The organism is Streptomonospora salina, from assembly GCF_014204715.1.
GTDB classification, from domain to species: Bacteria; Actinomycetota; Actinomycetes; order Streptosporangiales; family Streptosporangiaceae; genus Streptomonospora; species Streptomonospora salina.
Map to the genome: position 1 here is coordinate 4,005,147 of NZ_JACHLY010000001.1, position 18,535 is coordinate 4,023,681.

19 protein-coding genes and 1 pseudogene are annotated in these 18,535 nt (G+C 69.8%); 12 read left to right on the forward strand and 8 right to left on the reverse strand.

What is annotated here, in order from left to right; genetic code table 11:
- Nucleotides 1-16: 16 nt before the first annotated feature.
- Both HNR25_RS18075 and HNR25_RS18080 read left to right on the forward strand, forming a co-directional pair.
- Complete coding sequence (locus HNR25_RS18075) at nt 17-1,561, forward strand: OFA family MFS transporter (protein ID WP_184639503.1); 1,545 nt, start codon at nt 17-19, stop codon at nt 1,559-1,561.
- Nucleotides 1,562-1,818: 257 nt separating this feature from the next.
- A complete protein-coding gene (locus HNR25_RS18080; protein WP_246463732.1) occupies nt 1,819-2,106 on the forward strand; it encodes an antitoxin in 288 nt (95 codons plus the stop codon).
- Nucleotides 2,107-2,352: 246 nt separating this feature from the next.
- Here HNR25_RS18080 and HNR25_RS18085 read toward each other — a convergent pair whose 3' ends face one another.
- Both HNR25_RS18085 and HNR25_RS18090 read right to left on the reverse strand, forming a co-directional pair.
- Complete coding sequence (locus HNR25_RS18085; RefSeq protein ID WP_221457684.1) at nt 2,353-2,973, reverse strand: class F sortase; 621 nt, start codon at nt 2,971-2,973, stop codon at nt 2,353-2,355.
- Nucleotides 2,970-3,632: a hypothetical protein gene (locus tag HNR25_RS18090; protein ID WP_184639739.1), complete on the reverse strand. Its 663-nt coding sequence runs from the start codon at nt 3,630-3,632 to the stop codon at nt 2,970-2,972. The genes HNR25_RS18085 and HNR25_RS18090 overlap by 4 nt, the downstream gene beginning before the upstream one ends.
- Before the next feature lie 532 nt (nt 3,633-4,164).
- Between HNR25_RS18090 and HNR25_RS18095 the strand changes: the two genes are divergently transcribed.
- Complete coding sequence (locus HNR25_RS18095) at nt 4,165-5,694, forward strand: ABC transporter permease (protein WP_184637026.1); 1,530 nt, start codon at nt 4,165-4,167, stop codon at nt 5,692-5,694.
- A 29-nt stretch (nt 5,695-5,723) separates the two neighbouring features.
- Nucleotides 5,724-6,434 carry an ABC transporter ATP-binding protein gene (locus tag HNR25_RS18100; protein WP_184637028.1) on the forward strand — a complete coding sequence of 237 codons (711 nt, stop codon included), beginning with the start codon at nt 5,724-5,726 and terminating at the stop codon, nt 6,432-6,434.
- A 103-nt stretch (nt 6,435-6,537) separates the two neighbouring features.
- On the opposite strand, the gene HNR25_RS18105 is transcribed toward HNR25_RS18100, so the two are convergent.
- Nucleotides 6,538-7,788 (reverse strand): MFS transporter, encoded by a 1,251-nt coding sequence (locus HNR25_RS18105; protein WP_184637030.1) that lies wholly within the window; start codon nt 7,786-7,788, stop codon nt 6,538-6,540.
- Between the two features lie 111 nt (nt 7,789-7,899).
- Here HNR25_RS18105 and HNR25_RS18110 point away from each other — a divergent pair, with 111 nt between their 5' ends.
- A complete protein-coding gene (locus HNR25_RS18110; protein WP_184637032.1) occupies nt 7,900-8,277 on the forward strand; it encodes an ArsR/SmtB family transcription factor in 378 nt (125 codons plus the stop codon).
- Nucleotides 8,278-8,547: 270 nt separating this feature from the next.
- On the opposite strand, the gene HNR25_RS18115 is transcribed toward HNR25_RS18110, so the two are convergent.
- On the reverse strand, nt 8,548-9,309 hold the full coding sequence (locus HNR25_RS18115) for an alpha/beta fold hydrolase (RefSeq protein WP_184637034.1): 762 nt from the start codon (nt 9,307-9,309) through the stop codon (nt 8,548-8,550).
- 327 nt (nt 9,310-9,636) lie between these two features.
- Between HNR25_RS18115 and HNR25_RS18120 the strand changes: the two genes are divergently transcribed.
- Nucleotides 9,637-10,503, forward strand: a complete 867-nt coding sequence (locus tag HNR25_RS18120) for an IS5 family transposase (protein ID WP_184637036.1) — start codon at nt 9,637-9,639, stop codon at nt 10,501-10,503.
- Nucleotides 10,504-10,526: 23 nt separating this feature from the next.
- On the opposite strand, the gene HNR25_RS25405 is transcribed toward HNR25_RS18120, so the two are convergent.
- From HNR25_RS25405 to HNR25_RS18130, 3 genes and pseudogenes are all read right to left on the reverse strand, one after another.
- Entirely contained in the window at nt 10,527-11,342 is an 816-nt protein-coding gene (locus HNR25_RS25405; RefSeq protein WP_221457693.1) for an SNIPE associated domain-containing protein, read from the reverse strand.
- A 106-nt stretch (nt 11,343-11,448) separates the two neighbouring features.
- Nucleotides 11,449-12,216: pseudogene (locus HNR25_RS27265) on the reverse strand (DUF4041 domain-containing protein); the annotation flags it as partial.
- Between the two features lie 198 nt (nt 12,217-12,414).
- Nucleotides 12,415-12,807 carry an excalibur calcium-binding domain-containing protein gene (locus HNR25_RS18130; RefSeq protein ID WP_312862614.1) on the reverse strand — a complete coding sequence of 131 codons (393 nt, stop codon included), beginning with the start codon at nt 12,805-12,807 and terminating at the stop codon, nt 12,415-12,417.
- A 356-nt stretch (nt 12,808-13,163) separates the two neighbouring features.
- Between HNR25_RS18130 and HNR25_RS18135 the strand changes: the two genes are divergently transcribed.
- The 4 genes from HNR25_RS18135 (at nt 13,164) to HNR25_RS18150 (ending at nt 16,158) form a co-directional block, all read left to right on the forward strand.
- Complete coding sequence (locus tag HNR25_RS18135; RefSeq protein WP_184637040.1) at nt 13,164-13,379, forward strand: hypothetical protein; 216 nt, start codon at nt 13,164-13,166, stop codon at nt 13,377-13,379.
- Between the two features lie 111 nt (nt 13,380-13,490).
- Nucleotides 13,491-14,165 (forward strand): response regulator, encoded by a 675-nt coding sequence (locus tag HNR25_RS18140; RefSeq protein WP_184639507.1) that lies wholly within the window; start codon nt 13,491-13,493, stop codon nt 14,163-14,165.
- Entirely contained in the window at nt 14,162-15,679 is a 1,518-nt protein-coding gene (locus tag HNR25_RS18145; RefSeq protein WP_312862615.1) for an ATP-binding protein, read from the forward strand. Before HNR25_RS18140 ends, HNR25_RS18145 begins: the two co-directional genes overlap by 4 nt.
- Entirely contained in the window at nt 15,676-16,158 is a 483-nt protein-coding gene (locus tag HNR25_RS18150) for an LPS-assembly lipoprotein LptE (RefSeq protein WP_184637042.1), read from the forward strand. The genes HNR25_RS18145 and HNR25_RS18150 overlap by 4 nt, the downstream gene beginning before the upstream one ends.
- 73 nt (nt 16,159-16,231) lie before the next feature.
- Here HNR25_RS18150 and HNR25_RS18155 read toward each other — a convergent pair whose 3' ends face one another.
- Nucleotides 16,232-16,462 (reverse strand): hypothetical protein, encoded by a 231-nt coding sequence (locus HNR25_RS18155; RefSeq protein ID WP_184637044.1) that lies wholly within the window; start codon nt 16,460-16,462, stop codon nt 16,232-16,234.
- Nucleotides 16,463-16,527: 65 nt separating this feature from the next.
- On the opposite strand from HNR25_RS18155, the gene HNR25_RS18160 reads away from it, so the two are divergent.
- Both HNR25_RS18160 and HNR25_RS18165 read left to right on the forward strand, forming a co-directional pair.
- On the forward strand, nt 16,528-17,295 hold the full coding sequence (locus tag HNR25_RS18160; protein WP_184637046.1) for a polysaccharide deacetylase family protein: 768 nt from the start codon (nt 16,528-16,530) through the stop codon (nt 17,293-17,295).
- 259 nt (nt 17,296-17,554) lie between these two features.
- Nucleotides 17,555-18,322 carry an alpha/beta fold hydrolase gene (locus tag HNR25_RS18165; protein WP_246463734.1) on the forward strand — a complete coding sequence of 256 codons (768 nt, stop codon included), beginning with the start codon at nt 17,555-17,557 and terminating at the stop codon, nt 18,320-18,322.
- Nucleotides 18,323-18,535 lie beyond the last annotated feature (213 nt).

An 18,535-nucleotide genomic window follows, 5' to 3' on the forward strand; every position in this document is an offset into this window, starting at 1 on the left:
GGGCCGCTTGTCCGCGCTGAGCGTGCTGGACCGTGGGAGATCGGTCGCGTCCCGGAGCTACAACCGCTGGCTGATCCCTCCCGCTGCGCTGGCGGTGCATCTGTCGATCGGGCAGGCCTACGCCACCAGCGTCTACAAGAACTCGCTGGTCGCGCATTTCGACGCCAGCCAGACCCAGATCGGCATCATCTTCTCCATCGCCATCGTGATGCTGGGGCTGTCCGCGGCGGTGGGAGGCACCTGGGTCGAGCGCAACGGGCCGCGCAAAGCGATGCTCGTCGCGGCGCTGTTCTGGAGCGGCGGGTTCCTCGTCGGGGCGTTGGGTATCGCCACTGCGCAACTGTGGCTGCTCTACCTCGGCTACGGCTTCCTCGGCGGCATCGGCCTGGGCATCGGCTACATCTCTCCGGTGTCCACCCTCATGAAATGGTTCCCCGACCGACCCGGGCTGGCCACCGGCATGGCGATCATGGGCTTCGGCGGCGGGGCGCTCGTGGCCTCGCCGGTGTCCAACCAGCTCATGGCACTCTACGATCCCGATTACGACGCCACCGTCTCCGGTTCGGCGGCCTCCGGCGGAGCGCTCGTCGGCCTGTTCATCACCCTGGGGCTGGGGTATTTCGCGCTCATGATGATGGGCGTGCTGCTGGTGCGCGTTCCCCCGAAAGGCTGGCGGCCCGACGGCTACGATCCCGCCTCGGACACTCGCGCGCCGGTGGCCGGATCCGAGGGCGTATCCGCCGGCAACGCCCTGCGCACCCCGCAGTTCTGGCTGCTGTGGACCGTGCTGTTCACCAACGTCACCGCGGGTATCGGCATTCTGGAGCACGCCAGCCCGCTGCTGCAGGACTTCTTCCGCGACGCATCGGGTACCTCGGCCGTCACCGCGGCGGCGGCCGGCGGGTTCGTCGGGGTGCTGTCGCTGTTCAACATGGCCGGGCGGTTCGTGTGGTCCTCGACCTCCGACATCGTGGGGCGCAAGCCGATCTACGCGTTCTACCTGGGTGCCGGCGCGATCCTCTACATCCTGACAGCCACCGTCGGCGGAACCTCCACCGTCGTCTTCGTCGTGACCGCCGGCATCATCACCTCCTTCTACGGCGGCGGATTCGCCACCGTTCCCGCCTACCTGCGCGACCTCTTCGGAACCTTCGAGGTCGGTGCCATCCACGGCCGGCTGCTGACCGCGTGGTCGGCGGCGGGCATCGCCGGACCGCTCATCATCAACGCCTTCCTGGACGCTCAGGGCGAGCCCGGGACTCTGACGCGCGACGCCTACCAGGCTCCGCTGTTCACGATGGTCGGGCTGCTGGTCGTGGGATTCGTCGCCAATCTGCTGATCAGGTCGGTCGCCGCGCGCTTCTACGAGCCCGCCGCGACGCACCCCGTTTCCGCGGGCGCACCCGCGGAAACCGCTGGGGCGGTGTCCGAACCGACCGGTCCCGCCGCCCAGCGGAGCCGCACCCCGCTGCTGGTGGTGTCGTGGACGATCGTCGCGGTCCTGCTGGGCTACGCGGTGGTCAGCGTCGTCGTCACCGCTTCGCGCCTGTTCACCGGCTGACCCGAGTGGTGCAGCGGCGGCCGGAGGAACGGACCCCGTGTATCGGGTGCTGCCTTCCTCCGCGATGGTGGGAGCGCGCAGGTCTGCGCGTCTGCGAGCTCCAGGACGGGCCGCGGCAGCTGCGGCCCGCAGCCCGGGCGCGGAACACGAGGGGAGCCCTCGTTCGTTCCCCGAACCGAGTGCGGGGCGACATGCCGCATGACCGGGCATGCCGAGGGGCGTGCTCCCCGAGAGCCGTCGAGGACGAGGTGAGCACCATGGCCAACCTGCAGCGCCTGCTCCGGCAGGCACTCGGTTTCATCCGCAAGAATCCCCGGAAGGCGAACCGGTATCTGCACACGGCGAGCGAGACCGTGAAGAAGCGCACCGGCGGCCGGTACAACCGGCACATCGACAAGGCCACCGGCATGGCCTCGAAGCACCTCGCCAAGCAAAGCGGCCGCCCGGACCAGCGTGCTCGGGACGACCGAAACCTTCAGCACCGATCCGGGGGATCGGTGCCGGAGTACCGCCCCGACGGCCCCGATCACCGGCGGGACCGCTGACACGTTTCCCGGCCCCCACCGGGCGACGAGTACGACGATCAGCCCGGCGCGCCTGCGCGCTGGCGCTCGTGGACGGGCTTGTGCATTCACCGGCGGGGAGACCGGTGGGAGACGCGCACTTTACCGAGGAGGGCGTTGACCGGGCGACGTCGGTGACGGCCGGTACGGACCGGCACTCGCCCGGATACGGGGCCGAGGGCCGGTGCGGCGTGTGTCCGGTGCAGGCCGATCGGCGATGTGGGCGGGTCACCCGATCAGACGGGCGTATACGACGATGTTGGCCGTGTAGTGCCCGGTCGTGGTGTCGAACGCGCCGCCGCAGGTGATCAGTCGGAGTTCGGCCCGCTCGCGCGACGGGGCGTACACCCGTTGTGTGGGGAAGTCGTTCTTGGCGTGCGATTCGACGCGTTCGACCGCGAAATCCGCCGTGGTGCCGTCGGCGCGGCCGACTCGAATCCGGTGCCCGCGCTGCAACGACTCGAGGCCGAAGAACACGGCAGGTCCGGTGCGAGAGTCGACGTGGCCGGCGAGGACGGCGGCGCCCATCTGGCCAGGGGCGGGGCCGCCGCTCCACCAGCCGACCGCCTGCCAGGGACCGGGGGCCGCCAACTGCCCTCCATCGGTGAGTCCGAGGCGGACGAAGCGGCTGGTGTCCAGGCCCAGTGCGGGGATCTCCAGTGACACCGGCCGCGCCGGGGCCATGGGGGAGGCGTACTCGAGCATCGGGGGCGGTTCGGGAACCGCCGTCGGGCCGGCGCCGGGTTCGAGGGTGGCCCCGCCCATGAGCAGACCGGCCACCCCCATACCGGCCGCCAGGGTCCCCGCCGAGCGGCGGGAACCCTTCGAGCGGGTGCGGTGTGCCTTCACCGGCGCCCTGCCGGTGCGCGGCCGGTACGCCACCGGATGAGCGCGACGCCGAGTCCGGCGAGTAGCGCAACCGCCGCTGCGGCCAGTGCTGCCGCCCGGTCGAACTCGGATGCTGCACCGCCACCGGTGTCGACGCCGCCCGCAGGCATGTCGCCGGTGCCGTCGTCGGCCCCGGTGTCGGACCCGCTGTCTGCGCCTGTGTCTGCGCCTGTGTCGGTGCCGTCGTCGCTTTCGTCGGATGCGTCCTCGCCGGCTTCGTTGCCGCCGCCGTTGTCGCTGGCGTCGTCGCTTTCGTCGTCTTCGCAGCCGATGCCGTCGTTGTCGGCGTCGAAGCGGTGCGGGTCGCCTGGACTGACCTCGAAGTTGTCTTGCTCGACGTCGGGACAGTCCAGGTCGGGCGGCGGAGACGGTACCGGGACCTCTGCGCCGTCGTCGCTTTCGTCGTCTTCGCAGCCGATGCCGTCGTTGTCGGCGTCGAAGCGGTGCGGGTCGCCTGGACTGACCTCGAAGTTGTCTTGCTCGACGTCGGAGCAGTCCAGGTCGGGCGGCGGAGACGGTATCGATTCCTGCGCCAATGCCGCGCCGGGTGCGGCGACGGAGAGTGCTGCTCCCAGTGTCAGGCTCGCGGTGGCCGCCGCGGTCGTGCGCCAGAGTTTCATGCGATGCGGCTCCTTCCTCTGATCGGCGACCCGCGGTCCCCGTCCGGAAGCCGGAGAGTGTGCCGCCGCGTTGGCGCGTCGTCCCGGCATAACCGGGCAATCAGGGTCACCAACAGGGATAACTACCCTTAGTGCGCAATTGAATGCGAATAGTTTGATCATGGCATTGCGCAGCATTTTCCGCCGACGCCGCACCATCCCGTACAGCCGCGGTCGAACCTCGAGCGGGCTGTTCCGAAGGCCGTGGCACGTGCGGCGCGCGGACTGAGTGCTGCTGGGGCCGGAGTGGCCACCCGTCACTACACCCGCGGGCGGCTACAACGTCGCGGCGTGCCGTTGCAGTACCAGCCGCCCCCCGCTCGGCTGCTGTCGCGCCGACACGGCGCCGCCTTCACAGGTTTCTCCTACACATTCCCCAGGCTTGTGCCACACCCCGTCTCTAACGTGCTGCCCCAGTACCGCGCAGAACTTCCGCTCCGGCAGACCCGGGGCGAGCAGCCGCAGGCACCGCGACCCGAAGGCAGATGCATCCATGTTCTTCACCTATCTGAGGCGTGAGCTGGCCAACCGCCGAAAGCAGTCCATACTCGTCGCCGCCGGAATGGCTCTGGCTATCACGCTCGTGATGGTCGTGAACAGTCTGTCGGCGGGCGTCGAGGACGCGCAGGAGAGCTCCTTGGAGGCGGTCTACGGCGTCGGCACCGACATCACCGTCTCCCAGGAAGCCTCGGCGCCCGCCGGAGGCGGCGACGGCGCCGGAGGCGGCGAAGGCGGCGGCCGTGGGCCGGGGAGGTTCGAGTTCGGCTCCGGCGAGGGGACGAGCGAGGACGGGCGCACCAGTCTCGCCGAATCCCAGCTGACCACCGCGCCGGGAACCGCCACCTTCGACGCCGCAGCTCTGGAGACAGTGCTCGGCGTGGACGGCGTCGAGCGTGCCGCGGCCACCCTCTCGCTGAACAACACCAGCTTCCAGGGCGAGATGCCCGACATGGCCCAGAGCCAGGGCCAGGGTCAGGGAGGCCCGCCGACCGGCGGCGACGGAGGCGGCGGCGAGGGCGGCAGTTCCTTCGACGTCGGCTCCTTCTCCGTGCTGGGGCTGGACCCCGGGAAGTCCTCGATCGGCCCGATGTCGGCGGTCGAAGCCGCCGACGGGCGCTCACTGACGGAGGACGACGCCGGCAAGCAGAAGGCCGTCGTCGACTCCGACTATGCGACCGGAGCCGAACTCGCCACCGGCGACACCGTGGAGATCGGCGGTGAGGAGTTCGAGATCGTCGGGCTGGTCTCCTCGACCTCGGCCACCGGCGAAGGCACGACCGACGTCTACGTCCCCCTCGGCAGCGCCCAGCAGATCGCCGAGTTGGACGGCGAGGTCAGCGACATCTACGTGCAGGCCGCATCGTCGACGGAGATCGACGGGGTCAGCGCGGGCATCGAGGAAGAGCTGCCCGACGCAGCGGTCAGCACCCAGCAGGAGCTGGCCTCGACCGTTTCGGGATCGCTGGCCACGGCCTCCTCCCTGCTTGCGCAACTCGGTACCTGGCTGTCGGTGATCGTGCTGGCCGCGGCGTTTTTGATCGCTGCGCTGCTGACCGGCTCGGGTGTGGCGCGGCGGACCCGCGAGTTCGGCACACTCAAGGCCCTGGGCTGGTCCAACGGCCGGGTGGTGCGCCAGGTCGCCGGCGAGTCGGTGGTGCAGTCGCTGATCGGCGGTGTGGTCGGCGCTGCCGTCGGCGTCGCGGGAGTGCTGGCCGTCAACGCCGCGGAGTTCACACTCACCTCGGGTACCTCGGGCGGCGGGTCCGGGCGGGGACCCGGCGGCGCGGGCGGACCCGGCGGCGCAGGCGGCGGCACGTCCTCGGCTCCCGGCGGGGGCATGGGGGCGATGCCCGGTCAGGGCGGCGACCAGGCCTCCGACGTCGTTCTCACCGCGCCGATCTCCGTGCAGCTGATCGTCGTCGCGGTAGCGCTGGCGGCTCTCGGCGGGCTTCTCGCCGGGGCCTTCGGCGGCTGGCGCGCGTCCCGGCTGCGCCCGGCCGAAGCGCTGCGGTCCCTGGCCTGATCCGAGCCCACCCGTCGAAGGAGTCCGACATGTACACACTCACCGGCCTGGTGAAGAACTACCAGCAGTCCCGGGGCACTGTGCACGCCCTGCGCAACGTCGACCTGACCATCCCCAAGGGGCAGTCGGTCGCCGTGCAAGGGCCCACGGGCGGCGGCAAGTCGACCCTCCTGCAGATGCTCGGCGCCCTGGACCGGCCGACCTCGGGCGAGATCAAGCTGGACGACACCGTCCTATCCGCGGCGGGCGGGCGCAGCCTCGCCCGGCTCCGCGCGAAGCGGCTCGGGTTCGTCTTCCAGAACTTCAACCTGATCCCGACGCTGTCGGCGGTGGAGAATGTCGAGACGGCGCTGGCACCCCTGGGTACGGGCAGTGCCGAGCGCCGCAGGCGTGCCGAAGGGGCGCTTGCCGACGTGGGGTTGGCGGAGCGCGTCGCGCACCTTCCCTCCGAACTTTCGGGCGGCCAGCAGCAGCGCGTGGCCGTCGCCCGCGCTCTCGTCAAGGCTCCCGAGGTGCTGCTGGCCGACGAACCCACCGGCAACCTGGACGAGGCCACCCGCGACGAGATGATGGACCTGCTGGAGAACCTGTGGCGGGAACGGGGACTGACCCTGATCCTGGTCACGCACGACTCGGCGGTGGCCGACCGCGCTGAGCGGCACCTGCACATCAAGCGGGGCCAGGTCTCGGAACGGTCCGGATCGCGGGGCGCGGCATCCCCGGCCCCGCCGGACTCCTAGCGGGCGCAGCCCGTCTGCAAGCCCTGCCCCCCTGACGGGCGGCCGGCCGGCGACATGTTCACGGTGGGGCCTCGTCTCGGAGGACGGGATACAGCCCGAGCTGTCAGCCATCGCGGTCTCCGGCCGCGGTGGTGCTGACGGGGCGGCTCCGGGCGACGGTGGAGTGAACGGGGCGCCGGTCGCCGCGGATGTTCACGTTCGCCGACAGGCCGAGGAGCAGCGCGAGGACGCCCAGGACGGCTGCGAGGGCGGTGACCGCTGCCGGCAGGCCCCATCCGCTGATGGCATAGCCGGTGGCGACGGTGAGAATCGCGGCAGGCAGGTAGGCGCTGATGTTCAACGCGGCGTTGGCTTCGGCACGACGGCTGCCGTCGACGCGGTGGGCGATGAGCCGCAGGCCGCCCAGCTGGCCGAGACCTTGCCCGCAGCCGGACAGGAGCGCGGCGGCGAGGAACACGGCCGGCTCTTCGGTGGAGAGTGTGGCCACGACCGCGGCCATCGCCAGGACCGTGCTGCCGGCCCCGAGCGCGAACAGGCGCTGCACGCCGAGCCGGGTCAGGACGATCTGCGACCCGGTCGCGGCGAGGAACATCAGGCACGCCGCGCCACCGGCCAGCAGGGGCGAGGTGTTTCCGACCGCAAGCACCAGCAGCGAGGGTCCCAGGGAGAGCACGAACGACGTCGCCGTCAGCCCGGGGGCGAAAACCGCCGCGCCCCGGAACACATCGATCCGGTTGCGCGTGGGCACATGCGGCAGTCGCGGCCACAGGAACCCCCGGTCGCGGTCAGCGGGGCGCTCCAGCGGCAGTCCGAGGTATCCGAGCAGGGCAAGGACGAGCAGCACGATGTTGACCGTGAACACCGCGCCGACCGGGTGCGATGTCGCCTGGTAGACCACACCGCCCAGGAGCGGGCCGAGTCCGGCGCCCGAAACCATCGCGGTGGAGGCGAGCATCGATGTCGTGTGGCGCCGCTCCGTGCCGCCGAGATCGACCACCGCGGCCATTCCGGCAGAGACCACGATGCCGACGGCCACACCGACCAGCAGTCTCGCGACGACCAGCGTCGCTACGCTGCCGGCGGTGATGAACAATCCCGCTGAGACCAGCGCGATCACGATCCCCGGCACGACGACCGCCGTGCGGCCGTACCGGTCCGCCGCCCGTCCTGCGATCAGCAGTGCCAGTACCAGCCCCGCGATGTAAGCGGCGAACACCACCGTCAGGGTTCCCGAGGAGAAGCCCAGTTCACGCTGCCAGTACACGTACAGCGGGGTTGGCGAGTTCGACAAAGCGAACACCGCCGTCACCGCCCACGCCGCCCGGAGCAGGTGCCACACCGACGCGGTTCGCATCGGCGCCTCCGCCGCTACTGCCATGGCCGTCCCCCGCATACACGGTACGAGAATTTTCGTATTTGACCGTAGCAGTACGAAAAATTTCGTACAACGCGGTAGGGTGGGGGCATGCGAAACGCAGGAGCCCCGACGGAGAGGCCGCCGCTGCTTCCGGAACCGGCAGTCGACGAACTACGCCTGGAGGCGGTGATGGGGGCGCTTGCCGACCCGCTCCGCATGACCGTGGCGCGCAAACTCCTGTGCGAATCCGACGAGTTCGACCACCCGTGCGGCTGGTTCGGGTTCGACCGCCCCAGATCCAGCCTCACCCACCACTTCAAGGTCCTCCGCGAAGCAGGCGTCATCCATCAACGGCAGTACGGCCTCGAACGCCGCAGCCGCATCCGCAGCGAAGGTCTGAACCAGCGGTTCCCCGGGCTGCTCGACCTCGTCGCCGCAACAGGGACCGACCGACCGGCCACCGGCACCCGCGCCGAGCCGTCCTGACCCGCGACATCCAGACATATGCCAGCGGTTCCGGAGGCAGGCATGCGCGGAGCGGCCGGTTGCGGTCGGAGCTGCGTGATTTCGCGGGCCCGCCGGTGGAATCCACGGGTATCGAGACGGCGGCTCGGGATCTGCGTCCTCACGCCGGGACGGAGGCCGGCCCGCGGGCGGATGAGCGGTCCGCCGTCCCAGAAGACCGGATTCCGAACGGCCGGCGGCGAAGACCGTGTGGCCGACCGGCGCCGCGCCTCGTCCCCGGCTCACGGCGCGTCAACGCCGCAGGAAGGCCCTGACCATCGGCAGCACCAGGTCGGCCCGCGCGGCGACCTCCATGTGCGTGGTCCCAGGCAGGATGGCCAGCTGCGAGTCCGGCAACCGACGGTGCATCTCGACCGCGTGCTCGGGCCGGACGAAGTCGGTGTCCCCGATGATCATCAGGATCGGCATGGTCAGCTGAGCCAGTTGCCCGTCGGTCCACGGTTGGAGTCCGTGCACGGCCGGCTGGATCTTCTCCAGGAACGCGAAGAAGTGGTCCGGGTCGGGAGCCACCTCGGTGTAGGCCCGGTGCATGGCCGCGAACTGTTCTTCGGTCGGCAGCCGCGGCGAGTCCTGCTCCGGCGCCGTGATCTCCGGGTAGTACGCATCCGGCCGGAAGTGCGACGCGGCCAGCACCACCCGGCCGACCCGTTCCGGGTGGCCGGTGGCGACCTCGGTCGAGACCAGTCCGCCCAGGCTGTAGCCGAAGAAATCGGCCCGTTCGAGATTCAGGTGGTCCAGCAGCGCCACCACGTCGTCCGCGCACTGCCGGATACTGAACGGCCGCTCGCCGTCGACGGTATGACCGTGCCCCTGCAGTTCGACACCGATCACCTGCCGATCGGCGGCCAGCCCCGGAAGCACCGCATCGAAGCTCAAGTGGAACGTCTGCACGCCTCCATGCAGCATGATCAGCGGAGGTCCGGGCCGGTCCGCTCCATGCACCTCGTAGTAGAGGTCGATACCGTTCACCGGTGCGTAGGCGCCCTGCGTCATCTGTCGATCCTTCCACTGGAGCGGGTGGTCGCTGGTTCTGACCGCCGACACAGCCGGAAATCATCGGGATCGGATCCGGTTTCCGCACTGCTTAGGGCATGTTTGCAGATCACGGTGCCATCGCGGGGATACGGCTCAGTATGGGGCCGGAACACCGCAGGTGTCCCGGCCCCACCGCGGGCGCAGGGCCGAGCCCGTCCCTAGGCGACGGCCTCAGAGACTGTTGGGTAGCTGAGGGGTGGCCGTGGGTCACCGCCCGGAACACGGCGGAATCACGATCGGCGCGCCCCGTCGACAAACAGGACATCCCCGCCACGATGCCTTTGTGTGTGCAAATGCGAACCCGGCGGGGATGCCCGCCCATGCTATCCGTCCGACCTCTCCGACGCCGCCTGGGCGATCATCGGCCCCCTCATGCCCGCCCGCGACCCGGCCAAAGGCGGCGCCGCCCGCAAGTACGGCGACCGGCTCGTGCTCGACGGGATCCTGTTCGTGCTGCGCTCGGGCTGCCAGTGGCGGATGATCCCCCGCGACCTGCTGCCCTGGGACGCGGCCTACCGCTGGTACCGCGCCTGGACCGCCGACGGCACCCGGGACCGCATCCACGACCACCTGCGCGAGCTGGTGCGCACCGCCGAGGGCCGCGAGGCCCCGCCCTCGGCCGCGGTGCTGGACGCCCAGTCGATCAAATCCGGCGAAGGCGGCCCCGACCGCGGGTTCGACGCAGGCAAGAAGACCACCGGCCGCAAGCGCCACCTGATCACCGACACCCTCGGGCTCGTCCTGGTGGTCGCGGTGACCTCCGCCTCGGTCCAGGACCGGCCCGGCGGGCGCCGTGTGCTGGCGCGGCTGGCCGCGGCCTTTCCGTCGGTCGGCCTGGTTTGGGCCGATGCCGGCTATGCCAACAGGATCGACAGCAACCTGCTGAACTGGGCTTATGAGAAGTGGCGGCTGGTGGTCGAGATCGTGCGGCGCCCCGAGGGCGCCAAAGGGTTTCAGGTGCTGCCGCGCCGCTGGGTGGTGGAGCGCACCTTCGGGTGGCTGGTGCGCAACCGGCGCCTGGCCCGCGATTACGAACGTCTGACCGGCAACTCCGAGACCATGGTCAAGATCGCGATGATCCGGCTGATGGCGACCCGGCTGGCCGGTCAGAGCGCATGCTGGAGCAACCGCCTGCCCGACCAAGCCGCGTAATCACCCGCATACCCAACAGTCACTCAGGCGCGTGCCCCCTTACCTGCTGAGGTCGGACCTTCGGAGGCCTCTCCGGATCGGGTTCCCACGGCTTCCGCGACGCTCTGGTGGTACTCCACCGCTTCGGAGATCTCGGTGCACTGGAGAAGATCGCCCGCAACGTCGGTGAGTGGGTCGCGGACCTCCGCGGGAGTGGTGTAGAAGAATTCACGGCGCTGGTTTACCCGGTTCACGTGCTTGCCAGCCAGTCGGCGGTGCATCTCCGCTTCGACTCCTACGGCGTCTTCAGAGAAGTGGATGGCGTGAACGTCGAAGTTGAACGGAACGGAGGCGTCACTGAGTTCGCGGACGCGGTCCATCGGTTCCAGGCGCCGGGTCATGCCGACTTTGACCATGCGCTCCCCGAAGGAGCCGAGGTTGGAGATCACGTAGACGTATCCGGTGCGGACGTTGGCGGCGCGCTGCTCGACGTCCTCCATAGCCTGGGCGAGGCCGTCGATCTGGTTCTGCAGCCGCTGGGCGCCGTCGTGGTCGCCCTTGTCGCGTAGCGCCGCCAGAGCGTTCTCGTAGTGACTGCGCTCCTTCTCCAGGCGGGCCTTCTCGCGGTCGAGTTCGGCTTGGGCCTGGCGCTCTTCGCGCAGCCGCGCCCGCTCTTCGCGTTCGCGCTCCTTCTCCTCGGCCACCTTGTTGAGGTGGTCGGCGGTCAGCTCCAATTCCCGCACGCGCAGGAGGTGGTACGTGTGCGAAATGCGGATGTCCATGGACCGCCCGAGTTTCTCGACGGTCGCGCGGGTCTTGGTCAGCCGGTCCGTGGCGGAGGCGAGCTTGTAGGGCTTCATCGCGCGCACGAGGGTGTCGGCCTCGTTGTTGTAGGCGCGCAGGAGTAGCTTTCGAGAACTCGGCGACCGTCTTCTTGCCCTCGGCGAGGGAGCCGTTCACGGTGAAAGCCGTGGTTGCCTCGACGGCGCCGCCATCCTTACGGTTCATAGCCTTGACGTGGTCTTTGAGCTTGGCCAGCTCGGCCTTGTAAGCCACGGAGTCGTCCAGTGGGTGGGAATACCGGTAGACGCCGGCCTCCTGAAGGGCGGCCAGGTCCTCGGTGTCGACGATGCCCTGCCGTAGGGCGGCCAGATGCGATTCCAGGCGCGCGATCTCGGCGGCCCGGTGCGACTCGGCCGCCTGGCGGGCCGCTTCAGCCTGCTCCCGCTCGGCGCGTCGCTTGGTCTTCAGTGTTTCGATCACGTCGGTGAGGTGCTGTTTCGTGTGCTCCAGTTCAGCAGCGTCCATCGCACCCAGGCGGGTGAGTTCCGACCTCAGGCGCGCGTTCTCGTCCATCAGCCGGTTGACGTGTACGGCCAGCTCGCGGGCTTTGGAGCGGGCCCCGAACACACCGATATCCGTGTCGACGTGCCCGACGACAGGCGCCGGGGCGGGTGCAGGACCGTGGTGCCCGGTCGGTCGGGTGGCGGAGGTCGAGGGTCGGCCCGCTTGAGGTGCAGATACACCTGTCGGCAGGACGGTCGGAGCCTCGGCAGGGACCCAGAACTGCCAACCGGCGGGCGGCGGTCCCCAGGCGGGGTCGGGGTACCAGTCTGGCGGCGGCACCCATTCGGGCGGCGGGACGGGCCAGTTCGGCGGTGAGTTGTACCGGTAGCCGTTAACCGAGGCAGCCGGTGGAAGGTCGGCGGCGGGGTTGTCGCGGTCGGCGTTCATGCAGAGGCCGCCGACAGGACAGTCGGGATGGCGTCGCGGCGCTGGTGATCGGGTGCAGGCACACGACTCCCCGGGGACGAGGGGGCGACCGAGCGGGGGACGCGGCGGGCAGTGCGGACTCGCAGAGGATACGTCGCGTACCTCCGCGCGGGTGGGTTACCGGCAGAAAGCGGCCGTGTGCGGTCGTCATCCGTTCGACTACTCGCATCCCACACCGTCGCGGTCGCGGTCGAGGTGTGGCCCGTAGCCGGGGTCGCCTTCGTGCACGGGGGCGGCGCCTGCCGCGCGGGCTGCGTCGCAGTTCTCGTAGTACTCGCTGAGACCGCCGTCTGGGGCGGGCGCTTGCTCGGTGACGGTCCGGCGCACGGTCGCGGTGGTGGTGACGTCGACTTCGAGGGTTTCGGTGGAGGTCACTTCGACCTCGTGGGTGCGGGTGGCGGTGGCGCTCGCCGTGACGGTGACCGTCGTCGTCGGTGCGGGAGACGGTGCCGGCGCACCCCCGGCGGCCCCGGTGTCCCCGCCCGCGCAGCCTTGGGTGGTCGCGGCGATCAGACCGGCCGTGATGAGGGTGCCGATGATGGATACGGACACGCGAGTTCCGTGCCTGCCGCGTTCGGGGGATCCGCTGGAAGAGGGCTGCATCCCCCGAGGATGCCCTTGTTAGGTGGGATTGTCAGTCCATATGAGGAAAAAGCGTCGTGCCTTCGGAGTGACGTGAGGTGACGGGGGTGACTCAGACGGGAGAGGTGCTTGGCGTCGGTGTCCTGGTTCGGCGCCGAGTGCGCTGCCGAGCCGAGCGACGATGTGGGACAGCCCGAGGCCGCACTCCGCGGACCGGTAGAACATCTCTTCACGGCCACGCCTGCGCCGATGAGAACGCCGGCCGTCCTCGGGCGGATGTCTCCTTACCTGCCGGCGACTCGCGTCGGCCGCGCAACCTCACCGCCGTGGGCGCAAGCCTTCCGGACACCGTCGACTTCATCGAGGGCGCGGACACGGAGGGGAGGATCCTGGTCGGCCGAGGCGAACTCCTTACCGCTCTGCGTCGCGTGACCGACCTCGAAGGAGTCCGAGCCGAACTCCTCGATGAGGTACTCGACGGGCCGGTGGTCACCCCCCTGCGACGCACGACAGGGTCGATGTCCTCGTTGGACGGAGACTGACTGCTCCGCTGTCGCGACCGTTGTGGAGGCGTGTCGCGGTTGTGTCACAGAACCGGCTGACGCCGCTCGATTGCCACGGCAGGGGCAGAGGTGTCTTCTAGCATCGGCGGCGTGGCTACTGTTCTGCTGATCGAAGACGACGCGCTCGTCAGGCGCGGCCTGCAGCTCGCTCTGAAACGCCACGGGCACCGTGTCGAGGCCGTCGAAGACGGCGAGGACGGCCTGGCGCGGTTCGGCACCGGTGATGTGGACATGCTCGTGCTGGATCTGATGCTTCCCGGCATCGACGGTTTCGAGGTCTGCCGCCGGATCCGAGAGTCGTCGCAGGTTCCGATCATCGTGCTGACCGCCCGCGGCGACGATTTCGACGTGATCACCGGGCTGGAGGCGGGCGCGGACGATTACGTCATCAAGCCGGTGCAGCCCACCGTGCTGGATGCGCGCATCCGTGCCATCCTGCGCCGGTCGGTGAGCGATCCCGACGGCGTGCGCACGCACCGAGGTCTGCGCATCGACACCGAGTCTCTGGCAGTCACCGTCGACGGCAGGGAAGTCGGTCTCACGCCCACGGAGTTGCGCCTGCTGCTGACCCTGTCGAAAGCACCTGGGCGGGTGTTCAGCCGCGAACAGCTTCTGGAAGAGGTGTGGGATCAGGGGTATCTCGGGGATTCCCGGCTGGTGGACAACGGTGTGATGCGGCTGCGGTCGAAGATCGAAACCAGCCCGGCACGACCGGAATACGTACAGACCGTGCGCGGATTCGGGTACAGGTTCGGCCCGGTGTGAGAACCTCCAGGATCCGACGGTTCCTCCGCAGCATGTCGGGGCTGCGGGGGCGGCTGATCGTCACGGTCGTCGTCGCCGCCGCACTCGGTGCGACCGCAGCCGCCTGGGCCGGGGTGCAGCAGTCCACGGCGTCGCTGATCGAGGCGAACCGGCGCTACCACACCGAAGACCTCGCCGAGAGGATCACTCAGGCGGCCCCGTCTGCGCAGTACCCACCCGGCCGCGGATCCCTCGACCGGCTGCGGATCGCAGCGGGCGAGAATTCGCTCGTGCGCTACGACGACGCGATGTCCGGCGACGGCATCTTCGCCTCGGGTGCGCAGGCGGTTCCGGCCGAACTGCGTCAGGCGCTGAACGCCCAAGCCGCTAGCGAGGACCCTGGCGTGCTGACCCAGCGGGTAGATATCGACGGGAGACCGTGGCTGCTGATCGGTGCCCCGGTGATGATCACCGCCCCCGACGGGACCCTGACTCCCTCGGGGATCGAGGTATATGCGGCGCGCGACCTCACGGACGTAGAGGAACAGGTCGACGGCCTCGCCCGCGGCGCGGCGACCACGACGCTGGTGGCGCTGCCGTTGGCGGTGCTGCTCGCGCTGCTGGCTTCGCAGGGGGTGCTGCGCCCGGTGGCACGGTTGCGGGACACGGCCCAGCGTCTCGCGCAGGGAGACCTGGACGCGCGTACCGACCCCGCCGGGGTCGACGAGTTGGCTCGGCTGACCCGCTCCGTCAACGACATGGCCGCATCGCTGCAGGACTCGATGGAGTCGATGGCCAGGATGGAAGAAGGGTCCCGCCGTTTCGCCGCCGACGTCTCCCACGAGCTGCGCACGCCGCTGACGACCCTGACCGCTACCGTCGAAGTCTTGAACGACATACTGACGCACACGAACAGCATCCGTTCCTCGGATGAGCAGGAGGCTCGGGAATCCGCACAGCTGGCCGTCATCGAGACACGCCGCCTGGTGGAGCTCGTCGAGGACATTCTGGACATCGCTCGGATCGACGCCGGCACAGCGCAGCTGCGTCGGGAGGAGACCGATCTCTTCGAGGTGGTCAGCACCTGCGTGCACACCCGCGGCTGGTCCGACGACGTCACCATCGCCCGGCCCGCCTCCGCCCCGGGCGACACCACGGTGGTGGCTGACCGGCGCCGCATCGACGTGATCATGGCGAACCTCATCGGCAACGCCCTCACACACGGCGGCGCCCCGGTGCGAGTGGTTATCACGGCGACGACCGAAGAGGCGAGTGTGCAGGTGATCGATTCCGGTCCCGGGATACCCGAGGATGTTCTGCCGCATGTCTTCTCCCGGTTCTACAAGGCCGACGCCGTACGGACCCGCACCCCCGGCAGCGGCCTCGGCCTGGCGATCGCGTGGGAGAACGCCCGAATCCACGGCGGGACGATCAGCGCCGCGAACCACCCCGACGGCGGCGCGGTCCTGACCCTCCGGCTCCCACAGGCACCGGAACAAGCCACCCGCGAGGACGGTCGGGAGCAGATCCCATGAAGCGCCGCATGATCGCAGCGGCCCTGGTCGGCGGTGCCTCCGCCTTGTTGGCGGGCTGCGGGGTGCAGCCGTCGGGCGTCGAAGACGGCCCCTCGGCACCCACGGGTGTCGCGCCCGGAACGACCCTGTACTTCCTCGACCACGACGGCAACCTGACCGCGCAGCAGCGGAAGACCGGACGGCTGGGGACCGCGTCCGAGGCCGTGTCGCTGCTGCTGACCGGCCCCGGCGACTCCGACGTACACACCGACATCGACGACCCCGCATCCGTGACCCGGACCGAGGTCACCGTCAGCGGTGAGCGCATGAGCGTGCGGGTGCCGATCGCCTCCACCGAACTGACAGCCGACGGTGTCGATCAGATCGTCTGTACCGCCCTCGCCAGCCACATCCAGGCCGGAGGATCAACGGAAACCCGCGTGGGCATCCGGTTCACCGATCGCGCCCAAGACTCGCGAACCTGCCCCGTGCTGGACTGACCCGCCCCTTGGCTTGTGGCTGAGACAGGCCCCGTTCCCGCCCCCATCCGTCGCCGCCCAGACGTCCGTGGGGCTACCCTGCGCCGCTGTCGATCGACGGTGCCGCGGGCGTCGGCAGCGCGAACCACATCACGAGGAGTGCGGCCGAGGCGACGAAAAACGTGACCAGTCCGGTGCGTCCTCGCACCCACCGCACCCGGAACCGGATCACCGCCCGATCGACCGCGCCGATGACGAACGGCCACACCGGATAGAACTGCTCGTCGACCGCGATGCTCCGTCTCGCAAGGCCACAGGTAGGCACCGATTGCGACGGGATCGCGACATGACGACGACGGCACGGACGAAGGCCGGCGAAACACTGAGGGCATGCGTCAGGAAGAGCCCGCACGACCCCGTGCCACCGATCGTCGTCGAAGGATCGCCGGTGCCACTCTCGCCGCTTCGCTCGCCGTCACGATCACCGGAATCGCGGCGATCGGCCTCGCCCCAGACCGGTTCGACGCTGTACGCGTCGAATTGGACGACTCCACGTCCGGATCGTCATCCGACGGCGGTCCTTCCGGAGCGGGCGTCTACCGGGTCGACACCGACGATCCCGTCGTATTCGTCACCATCGACGACGGGCACCATCCCAGCAGCGAAGCTCTCGACATCATCCGAGAGCACGAGATGCCCGTCTCTGTGTTCCTCAACGAAGATCCGGTCGTCTACAACCATTCCTACTTCGCCGAGTACGTTGAGATGGGCAACTATGTCCACTCACACACGCTCTCTCATCCCGATCTCACTCGGCTCGACACCGCTCGGCAGGAGAACGAGATCTGCGGCATGGTCGACATTCTCGACGACCGCTACAGCGAGGCCGGACACGTCGGCTCGCTGCTGCGACCCCCCTACGGCGCCTCGAACGAGGCGACCGCCGCGGCGGCTCAACGCTGCGGCCTGGACACCATCGTCCACTGGACCGTCACCGCAGAAGACGGCCGACTCTCCTTCGCAGCCGGAGACGGGCTCCAACCGGGCGACATCATCTTGACCCACTTCACCGAAGACCTCCCCGACAACCTCGACCGGATCCGTGAACTCGCCGACGACTCAGGCCTAACAATCGCACGTCTGGAAGACCGCCTTTGAGCTCCTCCCTTCCTCTGCGGGCCCCGCCTGCTCTCCGGTGGGCTCGACGGGCGCGTGGAGTCGGGACGGGCGAGGGAGCCGGTCCACCCAGTGCACGTCGGCCGGGAGCGGGCGGTCCTCCTCGCGAAGGCCGCGCAGGCAGTCCAGGACCCCGCGGGCGGGCGGGGGCACGCAGGCGCCCCGCTCGGGTCGCCGGGCAGGCTCTAGCCTGGGCGAGACCGCCCCGCCTGTTCGACTCCCCGGAAGACCTCCTGGGTCCATGACCGAGATCTACACCTCCCCGGCCGGCGAGCGCGAGCTCCAGCGCCACTACCGCACTGCCCTGGATTCCTGGCCGGTGCCCGCCGAGCACCTGCGCATCCCCACCGGCCAAGGCGAGACCTTCGTGCTGGCCTGCGGACCTCAGGACGCGCCTCCGGTCCTGCTCCTGCACGGATCGGGCGCCAACGCCACCGCCTGGAGCGCGGACATCACCGAACTGGCGCGCCGCGCACGCGTGTACGCTGTCGACGTCATCGGCGAACCCGGGCTGAGCGCCCCCGCGCGCCCGCCCCTGGACTCCGACGCCCACGCACGATGGCTGACAGAGGTCCAGGACAGACTCGGGCTCACCGGCGCCGCGGTGGTGGGGATGTCGTTCGGCGGATGGCTGGCCCTGGACCTCGCTACCCGCTACCCGGAGCGGGTACGGCGCTTGGTCCTGCTGTGCCCGGGCGGACTGGGGCGGCAACGCACCGCGAAGATCCTCCTGAACACGGCGCTGCGCGTCTTCGGCGCCTGGGGCCGGCGCAGGTCCGTCCAGGCCATGACCGGCCTCTCGGCAACCGAGGCTCCCGCCACCCTGGAGACGGTGGAGCGCACCTTCGCCCACTTCCGGCCGCGTACCGAAACGCTGCCCCGCTTCTCCGACCAGGATCTGGGCCGCCTGACCATGCCCGTTTCGGCGATCGTCGGCCAGCGCGACGCCATGTTCGACTCGCGCCAGAGCGCCCGGCGCCTGCGGGATCGGGCCCCCACGCCACGGTGACCGTCCTGCCCGGTACCGGTCACGCCCTCGTGGGCCAGGGCGCGGCGATCGCGGCGTTCCTGGATACCTGAGACCACCACCTGCTGTGGCGGGTGCCCAGCGCCCACCGGTGGCGGTACGGCGTGTGCGGTCGCTGGTCCTGGCGGCGGGGCGGACGTGAAGGTGGGCTCCTCCGAACTCGGCCACTCCGCGACCTCCTCCACTCAGGACACA